The organism is Cupriavidus sp. Agwp_2, assembly GCF_040784895.1.
Lineage (GTDB): Bacteria > Pseudomonadota > Gammaproteobacteria > Burkholderiales > Burkholderiaceae > Cupriavidus.
This window is the reverse complement of the sequence record NZ_CP088083.1, coordinates 3,039,620-3,058,759: the sequence shown is the minus strand read 5'-3', so window position 1 is coordinate 3,058,759 and position 19,140 is coordinate 3,039,620. Positions and strand designations below refer to the sequence as shown.

Genomic DNA, 19,140 nt, shown 5'->3' with positions numbered 1-19,140 from the left:
TCAGGCGGAGAAGGTGTGCTCGGGAGCGGGGAAACTGCCGTCCTTGACCGCGGCCACGTAGGCACGCACGGCGCCTTCGATCGAGGTCTGGCCTTCCATGAAGTTGCGCACGAACTTGGCCTTGCGGCCGGGGTAGACGTTGATCATGTCCTGCAGCACCAGCACCTGGCCGGTGCAGTCGACGCCGGCGCCGATGCCGATGGTCGGCACCTTCAGCAGCTGCGTGATCTCGCCGGCGAGCTTGGCCGGCACCGCTTCCATCAGCACCACCTGCGCGCCCGCTTCCTGCAGCGCCAGCGCGTCGCGCTTGAGCTGCGCGGCGCCCGCGTCGGTCTTGCCCTGCACCTTGAAGCCGCCCAGTGCATGCACCGACTGCGGCGTCAGGCCGATATGCGCGCACACCGGGATGCTGCGCTCGACCAGGAACTTGACGATGGGCGCGAGCCAGTCGCCGCCTTCGAGCTTGACCATCTGCGCGCCGGCCTTCATCAGCGTGACGGCGCTGGCGAATGCGGTCTCCGGCGTCGGGTAGGTGCCGAACGGCAGGTCGGTCACCAGCATGGCGGTCTGGTTGCCGCGCGCCACGCATTCGGTGTGGTAGGCCATCTGTTCCAGCGTGACCGGCAGCGTGGTCTGCTGGCCCTGCATCACATTGCCCAGCGAATCGCCGACCAGGATCATCTCGACGCCGCAGTAATCGAGCAGCGCCGCGAAGCTGGAGTCGTAGGCGGTCAGCATGGCGATTTTCTCGCCGGCGTCGCGCATCGCCTGCAATTTGGGGATCGTGATGGTCTTGCGGGAGGGGTCGAGGAGGTAACTCATGGCAGTGCCCGAAGGTGACGGCGGGTTGTGCCGCTAGACCACCCGCGATACCACGCAGGGCAACGGCTGCCGTCGTTATTGTGTTGTGGCTGGCAGGCGGGGCCTGTCAGGGCGCAGCGAGATTGAGAAAGGCCTTGCGGCCGCGCATGCTTTCAATGCGCGACAGTAGTGTACGGAAATCGTCCTCGTTGTCCACCGGATTGAAGTGGGCGGTATCGACGACCAGCACCGGGGCCTCGTCGTAGCGGTGGAACAGTTCGCCGTAGGCGTCGGCCAGCCGCTGCAGGTAGTGTTCGTCGATACCGGCCTCGCCCGGCTCGCCGCGGCGCACGATGCGCTCGCGCAGCAGCGATGGCGTGGCCTGCAGCACGATGACCAGGTCGACCCGCTGTGGCGGCAGGCTGAAGCGCGCGGCAATGGCGTCGTACAGCGCCAGTTCGTCCGGCGCGAGCGTCAGCGAGGCGTGCAGGCGGTCCTTGGCCATCAGGAAATTGCTCACCATGCGCTGGCCGGCCAGCAGCGCGGCCTGCCATTGCTGCAGTTGCACGGCGCGCTGGGTCAGGCACCACAGCTGCATCGCCAGCGCGTGGCGCGCGGGATCGCGGTAGAACGGTTCCAGGAAGGGGCTGCGGCGCGCGCAGTCAGGCAACTCTTGCGCCTGCAGCGTGCGCGCCAGGCGCTGGGCCAGCGAGGTCTTGCCCGATCCGACGGGGCCTTCGACGACGATGCGGCGCAGGTGGTCGAGCATGGCGCTTCGCGCGGATGGCCTCGGTGGCCTCAGCCGGTACGGCCGGCCCCGCCCTCGGCCTGCAGGCGCAGGCACTTGCAGGTGGAGACTTTCTCGATGCGCTGGGACGTCACGCCGGCCAGGAAGTCGGCGGCACGGCCGCGCCCGGGGATCGACAGCTCGGCGTCCAGTTCCACCAGTGGCACCAGCGTGAAGGCGCGCTCGGTGACGCGCGGGTGCGGCACGGTCAGGTGCTCGTCGTCGTATTGTTCGTTGCCGAACACAAGCAGATCCAGGTCGAGCGTGCGCGGCGCGTTGCGGAACGGGCGCTCGCGGCCGAACTGGTCCTCGATGTGGTGGCAGATGCGCAGCAGTTGCGGCGCGGTGAACGAGGTCTGCACCTTGACCACCGCGTTGTAGTAGTCGTCGCCGCCGGCATCGACCGGCGCGGTGCGATAGAGCGAGGAACGCGCCAGCACCGTGATGCCGACCTGCTGGGCCAGGCACACGATGGCGTCCTTGATGGCCTGGCGGGCATCGCCAAGATTTGCGCCGATGCCGATGAAGGCGAGAGTCATTTACGTTTCCTCCGGCTGGCCGGGGCCGGCATGTGCTGCCTGGCCCGCGTCCGAGTCGCTCCGGGAAGAAACTTTATCCGATTTCCGCGGACTGCGTCGGCGGCGCTTCTTGCGCGCCGGACCTTCGCCTTCCGCACCCTGGCCACTGCCCTGGCTACTACCCTGGCCGCCACCCTGACCCCGCGCACCGCGCACGGCGTCGATCAGGTCTTCGCGCTCATGCGGCTCGGCGTTCTGGAAATCCTGCCACCAGGCAGCGAGCTCTTCCGGCAGCTCGCCGGACTGGCAGCGCAGATGCAGGAAATCGTAGCCGGCGCGGAAGCGCGGCGACTCCAGCAGGCGGAACGGCATGCGGCCGACACGCTTCTCGAAGCGCGGCTGCATGCCCCAGATATCGCGCATGTCGGTGACGAAGCGGCGCTGGATCGCGAGCTGGCCGGTCTGCTTTTCCAGCACCGAATCCATGGCGCTGTTGAGCGCGGCGATGGCGTGCTCGCCTTCCTCGCGCAGCTGGTTCCAGCGCTGCAGCACGTGGTGCCACAGCAGCGCGGCGAACAGGAAGCCGGGCGAAACCGGCTTGCCGGCCTGCACGCGGCGGTCGGTGTTGTCCAGCGCCAGCTGCACGAAGCGCTGGCCCATGGGCTGCTCCAGCGCCACGTCCAGCAGCGGCAGCAGGCCCTTGTGCAGGCCCGCCTTGCGCAACTCCTGCAGCGAGGCCCAGGCGTGGCCGGACATCAGCAGCTTGAGCATCTCGTCGAACAGGCGCGCGCTCGGCACGTTGTGGATCAGCTCGGCCAGGCCGGCGACCGGGTGGCGCGTGGCCTCGTCGATATCGAAGCCGGTCTTGGCGGCGAAGCGCACCACGCGCAGCATCCGCACCGGGTCTTCGCGGTAGCGCGTGGCCGGGTCGCCGATCATGCGCAGCGTGCGCGCGCGGATGTCTTCCATGCCGTGATGGTAGTCATGCACGGTCTGCGCGGCCGGGTCGTAGTACATCGCGTTGATGGTGAAGTCGCGGCGTTCCGCGTCTTCGGCCTGCGAGCCCCACACGTTGTCGCGCAGCACGCGGCCCGAGGCGTCGATCGCATGGGTCTTGCTGTCGAGCTCGGCGCGCTTCAGGCGGCGGCCTTCGGGCAGGGTTTCGCTGGCGATGGCGTCGACCAGCGCGCGGAAGGTCGAGACCTCGATGATTTCTTGCTCGCGCCCGCCGTAGAAGGTCACGTGCACGATCTGGAAGCGGCGGCCGATGATGCGCGAGCGGCGGAACAGCGACTGCACCTGCTCGGGCGTGGCGTTGGTCGCGACGTCGAAATCCTTGGGCTTGATGCCCAGCAGCAGGTCGCGCACGGCGCCACCGACGATAAAGGCCTGGTAGCCGGCCTGCTGCAGCGTGGAAGTGACCTTGACGGCATTGCGCGACAGCAGCGTGGGGTCGATCTGGTGTTCGTCCACGTTGACGATGCGCGGCGTATGGGCGCGGCCGGTGCGGCGCTGCTTGGGGCCGGGTTTGCCCAGGAGCCGGGTGATGAGCTTCTTGATCACGTCAGAACAGATCCATGATGCGCCAGCCGGCTGCGGCGGCGTGGTGGCGCAGGCGATCGTCCGGGTTGGTGGCGATCGGTTCGGAGACCTTTTCCAGCAGGGGCAGGTCGTTGGCCGAGTCGCTGTAGAAGGTGGTGGTCTCGAAGTTGTCCCAGGTCGCGCCCTGGGCCTTGAGCCAGGCTTCGACGCGGGTGATCTTGCCTTCGCGGAAGCTGGGCACGCCGAAGACCTCGCCGGTGAACTGGCTTTCCGGCTTGCCGTCGATGGTGGCGGGCTCGGTCGCGATCAGGTGCTTGATGCCGAAGGCGGCGGCGATCGGCGCCGTGACGAAGCTGTTGGTGGCGGTCACCACCGCGCACAGGTCGCCGGCCTCGATGTGCTTGTAGACCAGCGCGCGCGCCTGCGGCGTGATGACCGGGTCGATCACTTCATGCATGAAGCGCGCGCGCATGGCGTCGAGCTTGTCGCGCGGGTTGGCCGCCAGCGGCCCCAGCGCGAAGCGCAGGAACGCCTGGATATCCAGCGTGCCCGCCTTGTAGTGGTTGTAGAACTCGTCGTTCTTCTGCCGGTAAATTTCCTCGTCGACGATGCCCAGGCGGACCAGGAAGCGGCCCCATTCGTGGTCGCTGTCGGTCGGGATCAGGGTGTGGTCGAGGTCAAAGAGTGCCAGATTCATGGGGCGCGATTTTACCTTAAGGCAGGAGGGGGGACCGGGAACAGGTCGGCAAGTTGCCGGCGCCTAATCCCGGAATTCAGCGAACATCTCGCGCAGCAGCGGCAGCGTGACCGGCCGCTTGCGTTCCAGCGAGTAAGTATCGAGCGCGTCGAGCAGCGCCATCAGGCTGGGCATGTCGCGATAGTGGCGCGTGACCAGCCAGTGCGTGATCTCGGGCGACAGCTGCAGGCCGCGCTCGCGTGCCGCTTGCAGCACTGCGGCTTTCTTGTCGTCATCGGACAGTGGCGCGACCTGGTACACCAGGCCCCAGCCCAGGCGGGTGCGCAGGTCTTCGCGTACCGGCATGGCGCGCGGAGCCAGGCCGCCGGCGACCACCAGCGCGGTGCGCACGTGGGCGCGCACCTCGTTATACAGGGAGAACACCGCGATCTGGCGCGCTTCGTCCAGCAGTTCGACGTCGTCGACGGTGTAGAGCTGGCACCAGGGGTCGAACAGGAAGTCGGACAACGGGTGGTGCGGGCTCAGGTAGCGCGAGCGGATGCCATGCTGCGGCGCGGCCTCGCAGACCGCGTGCAGCAGGTGGGTGCGGCCGCAGCCGACCTCGCCCCACAGGTAGACCAGCCGGTCGGTGGCGCGCTCCTGCGCGACCGCGGCGGGTAGTTCGTGCAGGCGCTGCACCGGCTCGCGGTTGGACGCCACCACGAAATTCTCGAAGGTCGAAGGCGGCGGGCTGCCCAGTTCGAGCGACAGTTGCTTGTTTGGACGCGAAGACATGACGTATGGCTAACTTGCGGGGTGGCGTCGGGGCAATGGTGCCGTATTGGCAACCGTTATTTTCGGTACAGGTCGCTGGCCAGGTAAACCCGGCGCAGCTGGCGCGCGCCGACCAGCAGCACGGCGCAGGTCGGCAGCGCCAGCAGCACGCCGAAGAAGCCGAACAACTGGCCGAAGGCGAGCAGCGCGAAGATCACCACCAGCGGGTGCAGCCCGATGCGCTCGCCCACCAGCCGCGGCGTCAGGTAGAAGCTCTCGATGAACTGGCCGAAGCCGTACACCACCGCCACCGCGCCCAGGCCGTACCAGTTGCCGAACTGCAGCATCGCCGCCAGGATCGCCATGACCAGCCCGACGCCGAAGCCGATATACGGGATAAAGACCGCCAGCCCGGTGAACACCCCGACCGGCACGCCGATATCGAAGCCGGCAATGGTCAGCCCGATTGAATAGATGGCCGCCAGGATCACCATCACCAGGATCTGGCCGCGCAGGTATTGCGACAGCAGGGCATCGGTCTCGTTGGTCAGCTCGCGCACCTTGGGCACCCAGCGGCGCGGCACCACGCCCTCGATGCGGCGCATCACCATGTGCCAGTCCATCATCAGGTAGAACATGACGATGGGCACGATAAAGATGATGCCGGCCACCTCGATCAGCGCCGAACCCGACATCTTGACGTAGTTCAGCAACACCACCAGCAGGTCTTCCGGGCTGGCCGAGAAGCGGTCCGAGAGCATGTTGCGCAGCCCCGGGAAGTCAAAGCGGATGCGCACGCCAAACTCCGCCAGGCGCGGCGACACCACGGCATTGAGCTTCTTGAGCAGGATCGGCAACTGCTCGCGCACTTGCGGGATCTCGCGCTGGAGCACCGCGATCAGCAGCAGCACCAGCATCACGCAGATCACCGTCAGCAGCAGGATCATCAGCGTCACGCCGATCGCGCGCGGCACCCGGCGCCGTTGCAGCCAGTCCACACCTGGGTTCAGGATATAGGCAAAGATGAACGCGAACAGGAATGGCGTCAGCACGGGCGCCAGCGCGATGATCGCGGCGAACAGCGCGGCGGCCACGGCGATCCAGAGCAGGATGCGTTTGGTCTCGTGGTTCAGCAGCGGGGCGTTCATCAAATAATCTGGGCAAGAGGCGGCGTGGCGGGTTTTCGGCATAGTTGGCCGGAAACTGGAAGCCGGGGGCCTCTATCCGTTAAAATTGCGATTCTACTGGACTCGCGCCCGCCTTCCGATGCCAAGCGACGGAAGCTGCGACAGAAGCCCCGGCTACGCGAGCGCCGTATTCGTTACTTTAGTTCCTCCCTTTATTCCTCCAGGACAAGCAGGTTCCCATGAGCGCATCCCCGACCGACGGCCAGGCCGGCCTTTCCTACCGCGACGCCGGTGTTGACATCGATGCGGGCGACGCGCTGGTCGACCGCATCAAGCCGTTTGCCAAGCGCACCATGCGCGAAGGCGTGATGGCCGGCATCGGCGGGTTCGGCGCACTGTTCGAACTGTCGAAAAAGTACCAGGAGCCCGTGCTGGTGTCGGGCACCGACGGCGTGGGCACCAAGCTCAAGCTGGCATTCCAGCTGAACCGGCATGACACCGTCGGCCAGGACCTGGTCGCGATGAGCGTCAACGACATCCTGGTGCAGGGCGCCGAGCCGCTGTTCTTCCTGGACTACTTCGCCTGCGGCAAGCTGGACGTCGACACCGCCGCCACCGTGATCCAGGGCATCGCCCGCGGCTGCGAACTGGCTGGCTGCGCGCTGATCGGCGGCGAGACCGCCGAAATGCCGAGCATGTACCCGGACGGCGAATACGACCTGGCCGGCTTTGCCGTCGGCGCGGTCGAGAAGAAGAAGATCATCGACGGCAGCACGATCACCCCGGGCGACGTGGTGCTGGGCCTGGCTTCGTCGGGTGCGCATTCCAACGGCTACTCGCTGGTGCGCAAGATTATCGAGGTGGCCAGGCCGGACCTCAATGCCGACTTCCACGGCCAGCGCCTGCAGGACGCGATCATGGCGCCGACGCGCATCTACGTGAAGCCGCTGCTGTCGCTGATCGAGACCCTGCCAGTCAAGGGCATGGCCCACATCACCGGCGGCGGCCTGACCGAGAACGTGCCGCGCGTGCTGGCGCAGAACGTGACCGCCGTGCTGCAGCGCGATGCCTGGACGCTGCCGCCGCTGTTCCAGTGGCTGCAGGCGCAGGGCCGCGTGGCGGACGACGAAATGCATCGCGTGTTCAACTGCGGTATTGGCATGGTCGTGATCGTGGCCAAGGAAGACGCCGAACGCGCCATCCGCCACCTGCAGGCCGCCGGCGAAGCCGTGTGGCAGATCGGTGAGATCCGCGAACGTGCCGAGGGCGAGGCCCAGACCATCGTGGTCTGACGCGACCCCAGCGTTTCACGCAGAAAACGGCGCATGCCTCGGGCATGCGCCTTTTTTTTGTCCCTAGCGCGACGCATAGGTGTTTACCCCAGTCAGTACCGACGAGCCGGCTCTCCTGCTGTCCGATCCCCGCGTTCGTGCATCGCACCAAAATCCAGCATGCATATGCACCATTACTGACAAACAATATTTTGCTTGATTGTATTGCGGTTTATGGCCTAATGTACTGAGCAAAGGCGAGGCACACGCATGCCCCGTCCGGAGACAACCCAGCGCGCAGCCGGAGACGGTTGCGCAGCGGGCAAGGCCAGGGACCATTGGAGGACCACCATGCAAGCAGTCAGCATCGACGCCGCGGAAAAAGGCGCGTCGGCCCAGAAACAGTCAGTGGCGCGCGTCGCCGGGGCCAGCCTTGCTGGCACCACGCTGGAGTTCTACGACCACTTCATTTACGGATCGGCCGCAGCGCTGGTCTTCCCGAAGCTGTTTTTCCCGCAGAGCGACCCGCTGACCGCGACCCTGCTGTCGTTCGCCAGTTATGGCGTGGCGTTCGTGGCGCGGCCGCTGGGCGCGGCGATCTTCGGCCACTTCGGCGACAAGATGGGCCGCAAGTCGATCCTGATCATCACGCTGCTGATGATGGGCCTGGCCACCTTCGGCATCGGCCTGCTGCCGACCTATGCCGCGGCCGGCGCGCTGGCGCCGCTGCTGCTGGTGCTGCTGCGCGTGGTGCAGGGCCTGGCGCTGGGCGGCGAGTGGGGCGGGGCAGCGATCATGGTCAACGAGCTCGATCCCGAAGGTAAGCGGCGCGGGATCCTCGGCAGCCTGGTGCAGTTGGCGGCGCCGATCGGCCTGCTGCTGGCCAACGGCGTGTTCGCGCTGGTGACGTGGCAGGTATCGGAAGAAGCGTTTCTCAGCTGGGGCTGGCGCGTGCCGTTCCTGATGTCGGCGCTGCTGGTCGGCGTCGGGCTCTACATCCGCTCCAACGTGCGGGAATCCGGCATGTTCGAGAAGCTGGAGGAATCGCATGCCGAAGCGCGCGCACCCATCATGGAAGTGCTGCGCAACTACAAGAAGCAGCTGCTGATCGCGTTCGGCGCGCGGCTGGGCGGCGATATCGCCTTCTACGTGTTCACGCTGTTCCTGCTGTATTTCGTGCCGACCAAGCTGGGCCTGCCCAAGAGCATCGCGCTCAATGCGGTGCTGCTGGGCGCGGTGGCGCAGATCCTGTTCATCCCGGTCGCCGGCCTGCTGGCTGACCGCATCGGGCGCCGCCCGGTGCTGATGATCGGCGGCATCGGCGGCGCGGTGTGGGCCTTTGTCTTCTTCGCCATGATCAAGACCGGCAGCCCGGCGCTGATCATGCTGGGCTCGTTCGTCGGCATGGTGCTGGTGTCGTTCATGTTCTCGCCGCTGGCCTCGTTCCTGCCCGAGCTGTTCGCCACCCGGGTGCGCGTCACCGGCGCCTCGCTTGGCTTCCAGTTCGCCGGCGTGTTCGGCGGCGCGCTGGCCCCGCTGATCGCGGTGGGCCTGCTCGACCGCTACGGCAGCACGGCGCCGGTGGCGATCTACCTGGCGGTGGTGTGCGCGCTGATCGCAGTCGCCGCGGCCGCCGCACGCGAAACCGCGCGCATGCACCTGTCCGACGCAGACCGCTGAATACAGCCTCGGGCGCGCCGGGTGCGCGCCCCCCAATTCCCTTACGTGACGAACATCGTGAAACAGTTTGACCTGATCATCCGCAACGGCACCGTGGTGACCGCCAGCGACACCATGCAATGCGACATCGCTGTCAAGGACGGCCGCATCGTGCAGCTCGGCCTGGACCTTGGCGACGCCGCGCAGGTCATCGACGCCAGCGGCAAGCTGGTGCTGCCCGGCGGCGTCGATGCGCACTGCCACCTGGACCAGCCCATGCCGGAGGGCCTCAGGATGGCCGACGATTTCCGCACCGGCTCAGTCTCGGCCGCATGCGGCGGCACCACCACCGTGATCCCGTTTGCCGCGCAGGAGAAGGGCCATTCGCTGCGCGCGGCGGTGGACGACTACCATCGCCGCGCCGGCGGCAAGTCGGTGGTGGACTACGCTTTCCACCTGATCGTTGCCGACCCGACCCATGCCGTGCTGCAGGACGAGTTGCCGGGGCTGATCCGCGAGGGTTATTCGTCGTTCAAGATCTACATGACCTACGACGACCTCAAGCTCGACGACCGCGAGATCCTCGAGGTGCTGTCGGTGGCGCGCCAGGAAGGTGCGCTGGTGATGGTGCACGCCGAGAATTCCGACTGCATCGCGTGGCTGACCGACAAGCTGGAGGCCGCCGGCAACACCGCGCCGCGCTTCCATGCGCTGGCCCGGCCGATGGCGATCGAACGCGAGGCCACGCACCGCGCCATCACCTTCTCCGAGCTGGTCGACGTGCCGATCCTGATCGTCCACGTCTCCGGCAAGGAAGCGGTGGAGCAGATCCGCTGGGCCCGCAACCGCGGCATGAAGATCTTTGCCGAGACCTGCCCGCAATACCTGTTCCTGACCGCCGAGGACCTGGATCAACCCGGCTACCACGGCGCCAAGTGCGTCTGCAGCCCGCCGCCGCGCGACCGCAGCAACCAGGAGGTGATCTGGGACGGGCTGGCCGACGGCCTGTTCACGATCTTCTCATCCGACCACGCGCCGTTCCGCTACGAAGACCCCGAGGGCAAGAAGCCCGGTGGCAAGGAGGTGCCGTTCCAGTACATCCCGAACGGCATCCCGGGCCTGGAAACGCGGCTGCCGCTGCTGTTCTCGGCGGGTGTCAACGGCGGGCGCATCTCGGTGAACCAGTTTGTGGCGCTGACCTCGACCAATCCCGCCAAGCTGTACGGCCTGCATCCGCGCAAGGGCACCATCGCCATCGGCGCCGACGCCGACCTGGTGCTGTGGGACCCGCAGCGCGAAGTGCAGATCCGCAACACCGACCTGCACCACGCGGTTGACTACACGCCGTATGAAGGGCTGCGCGTGACCGGCTGGCCGGTGACCACGCTGGTGCGCGGCAAGGTCGTCGCGCATGAGGGCGAAGTGCGCGCCGAGGCCGGCCATGGCGAGTTCCTGCCGTGCGCGCTGCCGGAGATGGCGCGGCCACGCTACCGCACCTCGGGCGGCAGCCTGTGACGGTGCGGCCTGGCATTTCCGATGATTTGACCGACACTGCCGATATGGAACTGACCAACAGCCTGGACGCCGCCGCCATCGCCGGCCGCGTGGCCGCCGGCCGCCTCGATCCCGCCGAGGTGGTGGCCGCGTTCCAGGCCCGCATCGCGGCGCGCAACGAGCAGCTCAACGCCGTCTTCGAACAACGCCAGGAACTCATCGATGCCGACCTGGCGCAGTTGCGCGCACGGCTGGCGCAGGGCGAGCGCCCGCTGCTGGCCGGCGTGCCGGTGATCGTCAAGGACGTGATCTGGAGCCAGGGCCGCCGCGTCACGCAGGGCTCGCAGCTGTACCGCGACTTTATCGCCCCGGCCGATGCGATTGCCGTCGAGCGCCTGCGCCGCGCGGGCGCGATCGTGCTCGGCATGGGCAATACCTCGGAATTCGCCTGCAAGGGCCTGACCACCAACAAGGTCTACGGCCTGACGCACCATCCGCTCGACGCCACGCTGACCGCCGGCGGATCGTCAGGCGGCTGCGCGGTGGCAGTGGCCGCCGGCATGGCGCCGCTGGCGCTGGGCACCGATGGCGGCGGCTCCAGCCGGCGCCCGCCCGCGCACGCCGGCGTGGTCGGCTTCAAGCCGTCCTACGGCGCGATCCCCGACGCGGTCGGCTTTGCGCACGCCTTCAACGGCATCCAGGTGATCGCTCCGATCACGCGTACCGTGAGCGATGCGGCGCTGATGTTCGAGGTATTGGCCGGCGCCGATGCGCGCGATCCCGATACGCTCGGCTTCAGCCTGGCGGCTGAGCGCCCGCTGCATACGCTCAGGATCGCTATGAGCCCGCGGCTGGGCTTCGATACGCCGGTCGACGATGACGTCGCCGAGGCCTGCGCGAACGCGGTGGCGCGGCTGCAGGCTGCCGGCCTGGGCATCGAGCTGGCCGATCCGGTCTGGCCGAAGGGCGCCGACGAGGCAGCGCTGATGCCGCTGCAGCATGTCGGGCTGGCGAATCTCTATGGCGAAGCCTGGCGCCGCGATCCGGACGTGTTCGATCCCGACATCGCGCGCCAGATCGAGCGCGGGCTGGCGTGGACCGGCGCCGACGTGGCGCGCGCGCGCGAAGCCAGCCACCAGATCGCGCTCGCCATGGCGGAATTCTTTAGCCGCTACGACCTGCTGCTGTGCCCGACCACGCCGTGCGTGGCGTGGCGCAACGACCGGCTCGGGCCGGAACGGATCGGCGGCGTTGCCGTCGAGCCGCGCGCCCATGCGGTATTCACCCCTTTCTTCAACCATGCGCTGGCACCGGCCATCTCGGTGCCTTGCGGCAGCGGCCGCGACGGCCTGCCGGTGGGCCTGCAGATTGCGGGCCCGCGCGGCGCCGACCGCACCGTGCTGGCCGCCGCCAGGCTTGCCGAACGCGTGCTCGCGGCGCGGCCCGGCGTCGCCAATGGCTAACTTCGGAAAACTACGGAACCACGGATAACAACGATATGCGAATCCTTGTCCTCAATCCCAATACCAGCGAAGGCATCACCGCGCGGCTGATGGCCGCGGCCACGCCGGTGGCAGCGCCCGGCACCGAGCTGGTGCCGCTGACCGCCAGCCGTGGCGTGCCCTATATCGCCACGCGCGCCGAGGCGCAGATAGGCGGCGCCATCGCGCTGGAGATGCTGGCGGAGCGCCACACGGAATTCGACGCAGCGATCATCGCCGCCTTTGGCGATCCCGGCCTGATGGGCGCGCGCGAACTGTTTGACCTGCCGGTGGTGGGCATGGCCGAGGCGGCCATGCTGTCGGCCTGCATGCTGGGCCGGCGCTTCTCGATCGTTACCTTCGCGCGCGCGCTCGGGCCGTGGTACGAGGAGTGCGTGGACATGCATGGCTTGCGCGGCCGGCTGGCCGGGATCCGCATGCTCGACGGCAGCTTTGCCTCGGTATCGGACGTGCAGGAAGAAAAGGAAGCCGTGCTGGTGGAGCTGGCCAACCGCGCCGTGGTGGAAGACGAGGCCGATGTGGTGATCCTGGCCGGCGCACCGCTGGCGGGCCTTGCCGCGCGCGTGCGCGACCGTATCCCGGTGCCGGTGGTCGACCAGATGGCCGCCGCGGTCAAGCAGGCAGAGGCGCTGGTTGCGCTGCAGCCGCGCAAGGCCACGGCGGGAACGTTCCGTCGTCCGGGTGCCAAGCCGACGATCGGCCTGGCGCAGGCGCTGGCGGCGCGCATCGAGCACCGCTGAGCGGGCTATCACCACCTTGTCACCACCGCGTCATTCCCGCGCGCCGCGGGAGTGACGCCGGCCTTACACCGCGGCGAACACCGCTTCCAGGTCCACTTTCTCTTCAGCCGGCAATTCCAGCCGCAGCGTGCTCTCGACATGCCCGAGGTGCTCGTCCATCAGCCGCGCCACGCGCTCGCCATCGCCGGCTTCCAGCGCATCGACGATATCGTCGTGCTCGTGATGCGGGCACGAGGGCACGCCCGGGGCGTCATACAGCGCGATGATCAGGCACGTCAGCGAGCACAGCTCGCGCATGTACTTGCCCAGGTACTGGTTGCCGGTCAGCTCGGCCAGCCTGCAGTGGAATTCGCCTGACAGCCGGATGATGGCGCGCCGGTCGTTGCTGTCGCGCGCCTGCGCTTCCTCGCGCGTGGTCGCGCGCAGCGCCTGCAGCCCCGCCGGACCGATCGCGCCGGCGAGGTCGCGCACCAGCGCCGGTTCGAGCAGGCGGCGCGAATGCAGCACCTGCCGCGCTTCGGCCACGCTCGGGCTCGATACAAAGGTGCCGCGGTTTGGGTGCACGGTCAGCACACCCTCGTGGGCCAGCTTGCCAAAGGCCAGCCGCACCTTGGTGCGGCTGACGCCGAACACGCCGCCCAGTTTTTCCTCGACCAGCTTGGTGCCGGGCGGCAGCCGGTGTTCCCAGATCGCGGTCAGGATGCGGTCGGCGATTTCCTCTACCGATGCACCGCGCGCGTTGTCCGCATCGGCTTCATTGGCGTTGCCCAGCGCGGGCGCGGCAGGCTGGTCGGTTTTGGTTCGTGGCATGGCGGGTCGGCGCGGGTGGTCCGAAAAAAGACATTCGGTGCCGTCATTGTATGGCGGCTTGCCGTCAAGTGTATAACACCGGTGGTGGACCGGTTGCCGCGCCGGCGGATTTACTTCGATTGGCCCAGCTTGGCCAGCGCGTCGCCGGTCACGCGGCAAATGCGCCAGTCGGGCAGCACGTCGGCGCCCATGGCCTGGTAGAAATCGATCGACGGCTGGTTCCAGTCCAGCACCGACCACTCGAAACGGCCGCAACCGCGCTCGACCGCCAGCGCGGCCAGATGCTGCAGCAAGGCCTTGCCCAGGCCATGGCCTCGCCAGGCCGGGTCGACGTACAGGTCTTCCAGGTACAGGCCGGGCCTGGCGAGGAAGGTGGAAAAATTATGGAAGAAGAGGGCGAAGCCGACCGCCCTGGGTGCGCCGCCGGTTTCGACTTCAGTTTCCACTTCGACCAGCACCGCCTCGGCGTGCGGCGTGGCGCCGAACAGGGCTTCCTGGATCTTTTGCGGCGTGGCTTCGACGATATGCGTCAGCTTCTCGTACTCGGCCAGCGCAAAGATCATGTTGAACAGGGTTTCGCTGTCGGCAGCGGTGGCGGGGCGCAGGGTGAAGGCGGGTCTGGACATGTCTGGCGATCGGGAAGAGCAGGATCCGCGATTATCGCCTGCGCATCACATTGCCGTCAGCGGCCGAACTCCGCCAGCTTGCGCACCTCGTCGACATAGCCTGGCGCCAGGCAGTCCACCACCAGCCGCTCCGGCGTGCTGCGCAGCCAGGTCAGCTGGCGCTTGCACAGCTGGCGCGTGGCGGCGATGCCGCGCTCGCGCATGGTGTCGTAGTCGCACTCGCCGTCGAGGTATTCCCACACCTGCCGGTAGCCGACGCAGCGGATCGACGGCAGCCCCGGATGGAGGTCGTCACGCGTGCGCAGGCGGCGGACTTCGTCGAGAAAGCCGTTGGCCAGCATGGCGTCGTAGCGCTGCGCGATGCGCGCATGCAGTGCCAGCCGATCCGAGGGCTCGAGCGCGATCACGCGGTAGCGCTGGTCGGCAGCGCCGGCAAAGGTGCGGCCCTCGGCCTGGCGGGCCAGCAGCGCCGACATCGGCTGGCCGGAAAGCCGGTGGATTTCCAGCGCGCGCTGGATGCGCTGCGCATCGTTGGGCGCCAGGCGCGCCGCGGTGACGGGGTCGACTTGCGCCAGCATGGTGTGCAGCGCCGGCCAGCCTTGTTCCGCGGCAAGCTGGTCAAGCTCGGCGCGCACGGCGGGGTTGGCCTGCGGCAGGTCGTTCAGCCCCTGCGTCAATGCCTTGTAGTAAAGCATGGTGCCACCCACGATCAGCGGCACGTTGCCGCGCGCGCGGATCTCGCCGATCAGGCGCTCGGCATCGGTGACGAACTGCGCGGCGGAATAGCTGTCGGCCGGGTCGATGATGTCGACCAGGTGGTGCGGCGCAGCGGCCAGTTCCTCCGGCGTGGGTTTGGCCGTGCCGATGTCCATCTCGCGGTACACCAGCGCGGAGTCCAGGCTGATGATCTCCACCGGCGCGTCGGCCGCCAGCGCCAGCGCGGCGGCGGTCTTGCCCGAGGCGGTGGGCCCGAGCAGGCAGACCACGGGCGCAGGCGTGGTGGAATCGTCAGGTACGGCGGACATCGTCGGCAGGTCGGTGCAAATCGGTGCGAATCGGTGGAGTGCGCAGCTTACTGGCCGCGCAGGAACAGCCGGTCCAGCTCGGTCACGGTCAGCTGCACCCAGGTCGGGCGGCCGTGGTTGCACTGGTCGGCGCGCTCGGTCTGCTCCATCTGGCGCAGCAGCGCGTTCATTTCCTCGATGGTGAGCTTGCGGTTGGCGCGCACCGCGCTGTGACAGGCGAGCGTGGCCAGCAGTTCGTTGCGGCGCTCGGCCAGCACGCGCGAGCCGCCGTAGGCGTGCAGGTCGCGCAGCACGTCGCGCGCCAGTGCTTCGGCGTCGGCCTGTTGCAGCAGCGCGGGCACGGCGCGCACTGCCAGCGTGGTTGGCGATACCGGCGTGATGTCGAAGCCGAGCAGCGTCAGCGTTTCCTGGTGCTCCTCTGCCGCGCCGATCTCGACCGGGCTGGCGGGCAGCGTGACCGGGATCAGCAGTGGCTGCACGGCCAGGTCGCGCGCATCCAGGCCGGCCTTGATCTGCTCGTACAGGATGCGTTCGTGCGCGGCGTGCATGTCCACCAGCACCAGTCCGCGCGCATTCTGCGCCAGCACATAGATGCCGTGCAGCTGGGCGATGGCGTAGCCAAGCGGGTGGTCGTCAGTGGCGTCTGCCGCGTCGGTGGAGGCCTGTGGCAGGCGGTCGAGCAGGCCGGGCGGCTCGTCGGCGCGCGCGGCCTGCGCATCGGCCAGCCAGGCGGGCGGCTGAGCCGAAGCGCGGGGCAAGCCGCCACCGGAAAAGCCGCCACCGGCCACGCCATAAGGACGCGGCGCTGGCGCGGTCGCGTCGCGCACCATGCCGAGGTAGGCCTGGCGTGGCTGTGCGATGCCGAGCTCGGTCTGCCGCGCCGCCGAGTAATTGACCCACTGGCCACCGCTGCCACTGCCGCTGCTACCACCACCGCCGAACGGCGGTCGCGCGCCAGAAGCTGGCGCGGCCGGCAGCCGGATCTCGCCGTCGTCATCGGTATGCAGGCTGTCGCCGTTCTCGCCGGCCTGGCGTGCCAGGCTGCGCTGCACCGCGTGATAGATGAACTGGTGCACCGCCCGCGATTCGCGGAAGCGCACTTCGATCTTGGACGGGTGCACGTTGACGTCGACCATCTCCGGCGGCAGGTCCAGGCACAGCACGTATGACGGGAAGCGGTCGCCGTGCAGCACGTCCTGGTAGGCGCTGCGCACCGCGTGGTTGAGCAGCTTGTCGCGCACGAAGCGCCCGTTGACGAAGAAGTACTGCTGGTCGGGCCGCCCGCGCGACGCGGTGGGCAGGCCGGCAAAGCCGTACACGTGCAGCGCATCGGCCTGTTCGTCCAGCGGCAGCCGCGCCCGCGCGAAGTCGCCGCCCAGCACCTGCGCGGTGCGGGTGGCAACGTCGCCGGCGTTCCAGTGCTCCAGCGGCTTGCCGTTGTGGTGGACCGAGATGGCCACGTCGGGCCGCGCCAGCGCCACCCGGCGCACCATCTCCAGGCAATGCCCCAGCTCGGTTTGTTCCGATTTCAGGAACTTTCGGCGCGCTGGCGTGTTGAAGTAGAGGTGCTGCACGTCAACCGAGGTGCCGACCCCGCCAGACGCCGGCTGTACGGTGCCGGTATCGGCACTGACCTGCGTGGCATGGGCGTCGGCCGCGGTGCGGCTGGTCAGCGCAAGCTGGGATACCGAAGCGATCGAGGCCAGCGCCTCGCCGCGGAAACCCAGTGTCAGTACCGATTCCAGTTCGTCGAGCGACGCAATCTTGCTGGTGGCGTGGCGCATCAGCGCCACCGGCAACTCGGCGGCAGGGATGCCGCAGCCGTTGTCGGTGATGACGATGCGCCGCACGCCGCCTTCTTCCAGCCGGATGCCCAGCTGCGAGGCACCGGCGTCCAGCGCGTTTTCCAGCAGCTCCTTGACCACCGACGCCGGGCGCTCCACCACTTCGCCGGCGGCGATCTGGCTGATGAGCTGGTCCGGCAACGGACGGATCGGGCGCGGCAGCTGGGTAGTGCGAAGGGGGCTTTGGCGGGCGGAATCAGGCATCCGGCGATTATACGTGGCCGTCCACGCAGAGTCGGCGCCCACCAGCCCGTGACAAGTGGCGGAGGGGCGCGCCGGCTCTTGTATGATTCAGGCAAAGGCGGCATGCGCCGCGTGGACTTCTGTGCAGTCAACCAAACCATAACGGGGAACGACTTGGAATTCGCTTTGCAGCTCATCGACATGCTGGTTCATGTCGACAAATACCTCGGCACCGTCATCGAGCAGTATGGCCACTGGGTCTATGCCATCCTGTTCCTGATCGTGTTCGCCGAAACCGGGCTGGTGGTCCTGCCGTTCCTGCCGGGCGACTCGCTTCTGTTTATCGCCGGCGCCTTCTGCGCCACCGGCGCCATGAACGAATGGGCGCTGGTGGGCCTGCTGCTGGTGGCGGCCATCACCGGCAATACCGTCAACTACTGGGTGGGCAGCTGGATCGGACCCAAGGTGTTCGACCACCAGTGGCGCTTCCTGGACCAGGATGCGCTGCGCCGCACACATGATTTCTATGAGCGGCATGGCGGCAAGACCCTGGTGATGGCGCGCTTTGTGCCCATCGTGCGTACCTTCGCGCCGTTCGTCGCGGGCGTGTCGCAGATGACCTTCGCACGCTTCCAGTTGTTCAATGTGCTCGGCGCGCTCGCCTGGGTGGTCGGCCTGGTCTTTGCCGGCTACTTCTTCGGCAACCTGCCGTTCATCAAGCAGTACCTGAACCTGATCGTGCTGGCGGGGATCGGCGCCGCGGTGGTGCCGCTGGTGCTGGGCGGGCTGTGGAAACTGGTGCGCGGCAATCGCCGCCGGCCCACGCGCGTGGAGCGCTGAACCGCCTGTAGTCTCGGACGCAGCCTCGTCAGTTGAGGGTGCGGCTCATCATGCGCAGTGCCGGCATGCGCTCGCGGATCTGGCCGATATCGGCGGCATCGGGGCGCGCCAGCACATACGCTTCCAGGTCGGCCAGCGCCGGCCGGAAGCACTCCAGGTTGGCATACGCCAGCCCGCGGTCGCGCACTTCCTCGATCGAACCCGGCAGCAGGATCACCAGGCGGTTCTGCACGGCCAGCAGCCGCTGCCAGCGTGACTCCTGGAGGTAGATCGCCTTCAGGTTGCGCAGCATGCGCGCGATGATCTCGCGATGGCTGGCCGCGCGCAGGAACAGGCCCAGCGGCACCTGGCCGGAATCGGTGATGCCTTCGCGCTCCAGGTACGGGTCCAGCATTTCCTGCAGCTGCTCCTTCGACAGGGTTTCGCCGGTCAGCGGGTCCAGGATCACCTCGCCCGCCGGGATGGTCATGCGCAGCAGGAAATGATTGGGAAACGACACCCCCTTGAGCGGCAGGCCGATCTGCTGGCCCAGTTCCATGAACAGCACCGCCAGCGAGATCGGGATGCCGCGCCGCTGCCGTACCACCACATTCAGGTACGAGTTGTCCGGATCGTAGTAGTCGTTCGCGTTCGGGCCAAAGCCGAGGTCGCGATAGAAGAAATGGTTCAGCAGGCGCAGTCGCTGGATTGCCGGCGTGCCTTCGGCGATCCGCCGCTTCAGGCGCAGCGCCAGAACGTCCAGTGCGGCCAGCTCGGCCTGCAGGTCCAGGTCCGGATAGGCATCCTGTGCGATGGAGAGTGCGGTCTCGGTCAGCGGGATGCCGTTTTCGTCGGCCACGAGGCTGGCGAAGTAATCCAGGACTTTGGTGGATGTCATATCGGATTCCCGGTGCGGCCAGGGGCGCCGCGCGTAGCGTGGGT

General features: G+C 67.8%; 18 protein-coding genes. 6 read left to right on the top strand and 12 right to left on the bottom strand.

All coding sequences use genetic code 11. The features are described 5' to 3' along the window. The 7 genes from panB to LPA45_RS14265 all read right to left on the bottom strand — a co-directional run bounded on the left by panB (position 1) and on the right by LPA45_RS14265 (position 6,246). Positions 1-822, bottom strand: coding sequence for a 3-methyl-2-oxobutanoate hydroxymethyltransferase (gene panB / locus LPA45_RS14295; protein ID WP_116318068.1), 822 nt, complete (start codon positions 820-822; stop codon positions 1-3). 106 nt (positions 823-928) lie between these two features. Further along, positions 929-1,570 (bottom strand): deoxynucleoside kinase, encoded by a 642-nt coding sequence (locus LPA45_RS14290; protein ID WP_116318067.1) that lies wholly within the window; start codon positions 1,568-1,570, stop codon positions 929-931. Between the two features lie 29 nt (positions 1,571-1,599). Further along, complete coding sequence (folK, locus tag LPA45_RS14285; RefSeq protein ID WP_317920430.1) at positions 1,600-2,127, bottom strand: 2-amino-4-hydroxy-6-hydroxymethyldihydropteridine diphosphokinase; 528 nt, start codon at positions 2,125-2,127, stop codon at positions 1,600-1,602. Next, a complete protein-coding gene (pcnB, locus tag LPA45_RS14280; protein ID WP_317920431.1) occupies positions 2,128-3,669 on the bottom strand; it encodes a polynucleotide adenylyltransferase PcnB in 1,542 nt (513 codons plus the stop codon). 1 nt (position 3,670) lies between these two features. Beyond that, positions 3,671-4,345 (bottom strand): HAD family phosphatase, encoded by a 675-nt coding sequence (locus LPA45_RS14275; RefSeq protein ID WP_116318064.1) that lies wholly within the window; start codon positions 4,343-4,345, stop codon positions 3,671-3,673. A 63-nt stretch (positions 4,346-4,408) separates the two neighbouring features. After that, positions 4,409-5,119: a DnaA regulatory inactivator Hda gene (hda, locus tag LPA45_RS14270; RefSeq protein WP_116318063.1), complete on the bottom strand. Its 711-nt coding sequence runs from the start codon at positions 5,117-5,119 to the stop codon at positions 4,409-4,411. A gap of 56 nt (positions 5,120-5,175) precedes the next feature. Then, on the bottom strand, positions 5,176-6,246 hold the full coding sequence (locus LPA45_RS14265) for an AI-2E family transporter (protein WP_116318062.1): 1,071 nt from the start codon (positions 6,244-6,246) through the stop codon (positions 5,176-5,178). Positions 6,247-6,464: 218 nt separating this feature from the next. Between LPA45_RS14265 and purM the strand changes: the two genes are divergently transcribed. The 5 genes from purM to LPA45_RS14240 all read left to right on the top strand — a co-directional run bounded on the left by purM (position 6,465) and on the right by LPA45_RS14240 (position 12,891). Continuing rightward, complete coding sequence (gene purM, locus LPA45_RS14260; RefSeq protein WP_317920433.1) at positions 6,465-7,517, top strand: phosphoribosylformylglycinamidine cyclo-ligase; 1,053 nt, start codon at positions 6,465-6,467, stop codon at positions 7,515-7,517. A 330-nt stretch (positions 7,518-7,847) separates the two neighbouring features. Next, complete coding sequence (locus LPA45_RS14255) at positions 7,848-9,176, top strand: MFS transporter (RefSeq protein ID WP_317920434.1); 1,329 nt, start codon at positions 7,848-7,850, stop codon at positions 9,174-9,176. Between the two features lie 57 nt (positions 9,177-9,233). Beyond that, positions 9,234-10,670 carry a dihydropyrimidinase gene (gene hydA, locus LPA45_RS14250; protein ID WP_317920435.1) on the top strand — a complete coding sequence of 479 codons (1,437 nt, stop codon included), beginning with the start codon at positions 9,234-9,236 and terminating at the stop codon, positions 10,668-10,670. A gap of 44 nt (positions 10,671-10,714) precedes the next feature. Continuing rightward, positions 10,715-12,112, top strand: coding sequence for an amidase (locus LPA45_RS14245; RefSeq protein WP_317920437.1), 1,398 nt, complete (start codon positions 10,715-10,717; stop codon positions 12,110-12,112). A 35-nt stretch (positions 12,113-12,147) separates the two neighbouring features. After that, a complete protein-coding gene (locus LPA45_RS14240; RefSeq protein ID WP_116318059.1) occupies positions 12,148-12,891 on the top strand; it encodes an aspartate/glutamate racemase family protein in 744 nt (247 codons plus the stop codon). 63 nt (positions 12,892-12,954) lie between these two features. Here the strand turns inward: LPA45_RS14240 and LPA45_RS14235 are convergent, their stop codons facing one another. The 4 genes from LPA45_RS14235 to mutL all read right to left on the bottom strand — a co-directional run bounded on the left by LPA45_RS14235 (position 12,955) and on the right by mutL (position 17,400). Then, positions 12,955-13,701, bottom strand: coding sequence for a GntR family transcriptional regulator (locus LPA45_RS14235; protein ID WP_116318058.1), 747 nt, complete (start codon positions 13,699-13,701; stop codon positions 12,955-12,957). A gap of 110 nt (positions 13,702-13,811) precedes the next feature. Continuing rightward, positions 13,812-14,327 (bottom strand): GNAT family N-acetyltransferase, encoded by a 516-nt coding sequence (locus LPA45_RS14230; protein ID WP_317920438.1) that lies wholly within the window; start codon positions 14,325-14,327, stop codon positions 13,812-13,814. A 56-nt stretch (positions 14,328-14,383) separates the two neighbouring features. Further along, positions 14,384-15,352, bottom strand: coding sequence for a tRNA (adenosine(37)-N6)-dimethylallyltransferase MiaA (gene miaA / locus LPA45_RS14225; protein ID WP_317920439.1), 969 nt, complete (start codon positions 15,350-15,352; stop codon positions 14,384-14,386). Positions 15,353-15,399: 47 nt separating this feature from the next. Then, positions 15,400-17,400, bottom strand: a complete 2,001-nt coding sequence (mutL, locus tag LPA45_RS14220) for a DNA mismatch repair endonuclease MutL (protein ID WP_317920440.1) — start codon at positions 17,398-17,400, stop codon at positions 15,400-15,402. A gap of 165 nt (positions 17,401-17,565) precedes the next feature. Here mutL and LPA45_RS14215 point away from each other — a divergent pair, with 165 nt between their 5' ends. After that, on the top strand, positions 17,566-18,219 hold the full coding sequence (locus LPA45_RS14215; protein WP_317920457.1) for a VTT domain-containing protein: 654 nt from the start codon (positions 17,566-17,568) through the stop codon (positions 18,217-18,219). Positions 18,220-18,247: 28 nt separating this feature from the next. On the opposite strand, the gene LPA45_RS14210 is transcribed toward LPA45_RS14215, so the two are convergent. Next, positions 18,248-19,096: a SirB1 family protein gene (locus LPA45_RS14210; RefSeq protein WP_116318054.1), complete on the bottom strand. Its 849-nt coding sequence runs from the start codon at positions 19,094-19,096 to the stop codon at positions 18,248-18,250. Positions 19,097-19,140 lie beyond the last annotated feature (44 nt).

Excerpts from the sequence above, each read along its gene's own strand:
- miaA (WP_317920439.1), bottom strand. The coding sequence starts at position 15,352 with ATGTCCGCCGTACCTGACGATTCCACCACGCCTGCGCCCGTGGTCTGC.
- panB (WP_116318068.1), bottom strand. The coding sequence starts at position 822 with ATGAGTTACCTCCTCGACCCCTCCCGCAAGACCATCACGATCCCCAAA.
- LPA45_RS14255 (WP_317920434.1), top strand. The coding sequence starts at position 7,848 with ATGCAAGCAGTCAGCATCGACGCCGCGGAAAAAGGCGCGTCGGCCCAG.
- LPA45_RS14245 (WP_317920437.1), top strand. The coding sequence starts at position 10,715 with ATGGAACTGACCAACAGCCTGGACGCCGCCGCCATCGCCGGCCGCGTG.
- LPA45_RS14235 (WP_116318058.1), bottom strand. The coding sequence starts at position 13,701 with ATGCCACGAACCAAAACCGACCAGCCTGCCGCGCCCGCGCTGGGCAAC.
- LPA45_RS14265 (WP_116318062.1), bottom strand. The coding sequence starts at position 6,246 with ATGAACGCCCCGCTGCTGAACCACGAGACCAAACGCATCCTGCTCTGG.
- hda (WP_116318063.1), bottom strand. The coding sequence starts at position 5,119 with ATGTCTTCGCGTCCAAACAAGCAACTGTCGCTCGAACTGGGCAGCCCG.
- LPA45_RS14210 (WP_116318054.1), bottom strand. The coding sequence starts at position 19,096 with ATGACATCCACCAAAGTCCTGGATTACTTCGCCAGCCTCGTGGCCGAC.
- LPA45_RS14240 (WP_116318059.1), top strand. The coding sequence starts at position 12,148 with ATGCGAATCCTTGTCCTCAATCCCAATACCAGCGAAGGCATCACCGCG.
- LPA45_RS14230 (WP_317920438.1), bottom strand. The coding sequence starts at position 14,327 with ATGTCCAGACCCGCCTTCACCCTGCGCCCCGCCACCGCTGCCGACAGC.
- mutL (WP_317920440.1), bottom strand. The coding sequence starts at position 17,400 with ATGCCTGATTCCGCCCGCCAAAGCCCCCTTCGCACTACCCAGCTGCCG.
- LPA45_RS14275 (WP_116318064.1), bottom strand. The coding sequence starts at position 4,345 with ATGAATCTGGCACTCTTTGACCTCGACCACACCCTGATCCCGACCGAC.
- LPA45_RS14290 (WP_116318067.1), bottom strand. The coding sequence starts at position 1,570 with ATGCTCGACCACCTGCGCCGCATCGTCGTCGAAGGCCCCGTCGGATCG.
- folK (WP_317920430.1), bottom strand. The coding sequence starts at position 2,127 with ATGACTCTCGCCTTCATCGGCATCGGCGCAAATCTTGGCGATGCCCGC.
- purM (WP_317920433.1), top strand. The coding sequence starts at position 6,465 with ATGAGCGCATCCCCGACCGACGGCCAGGCCGGCCTTTCCTACCGCGAC.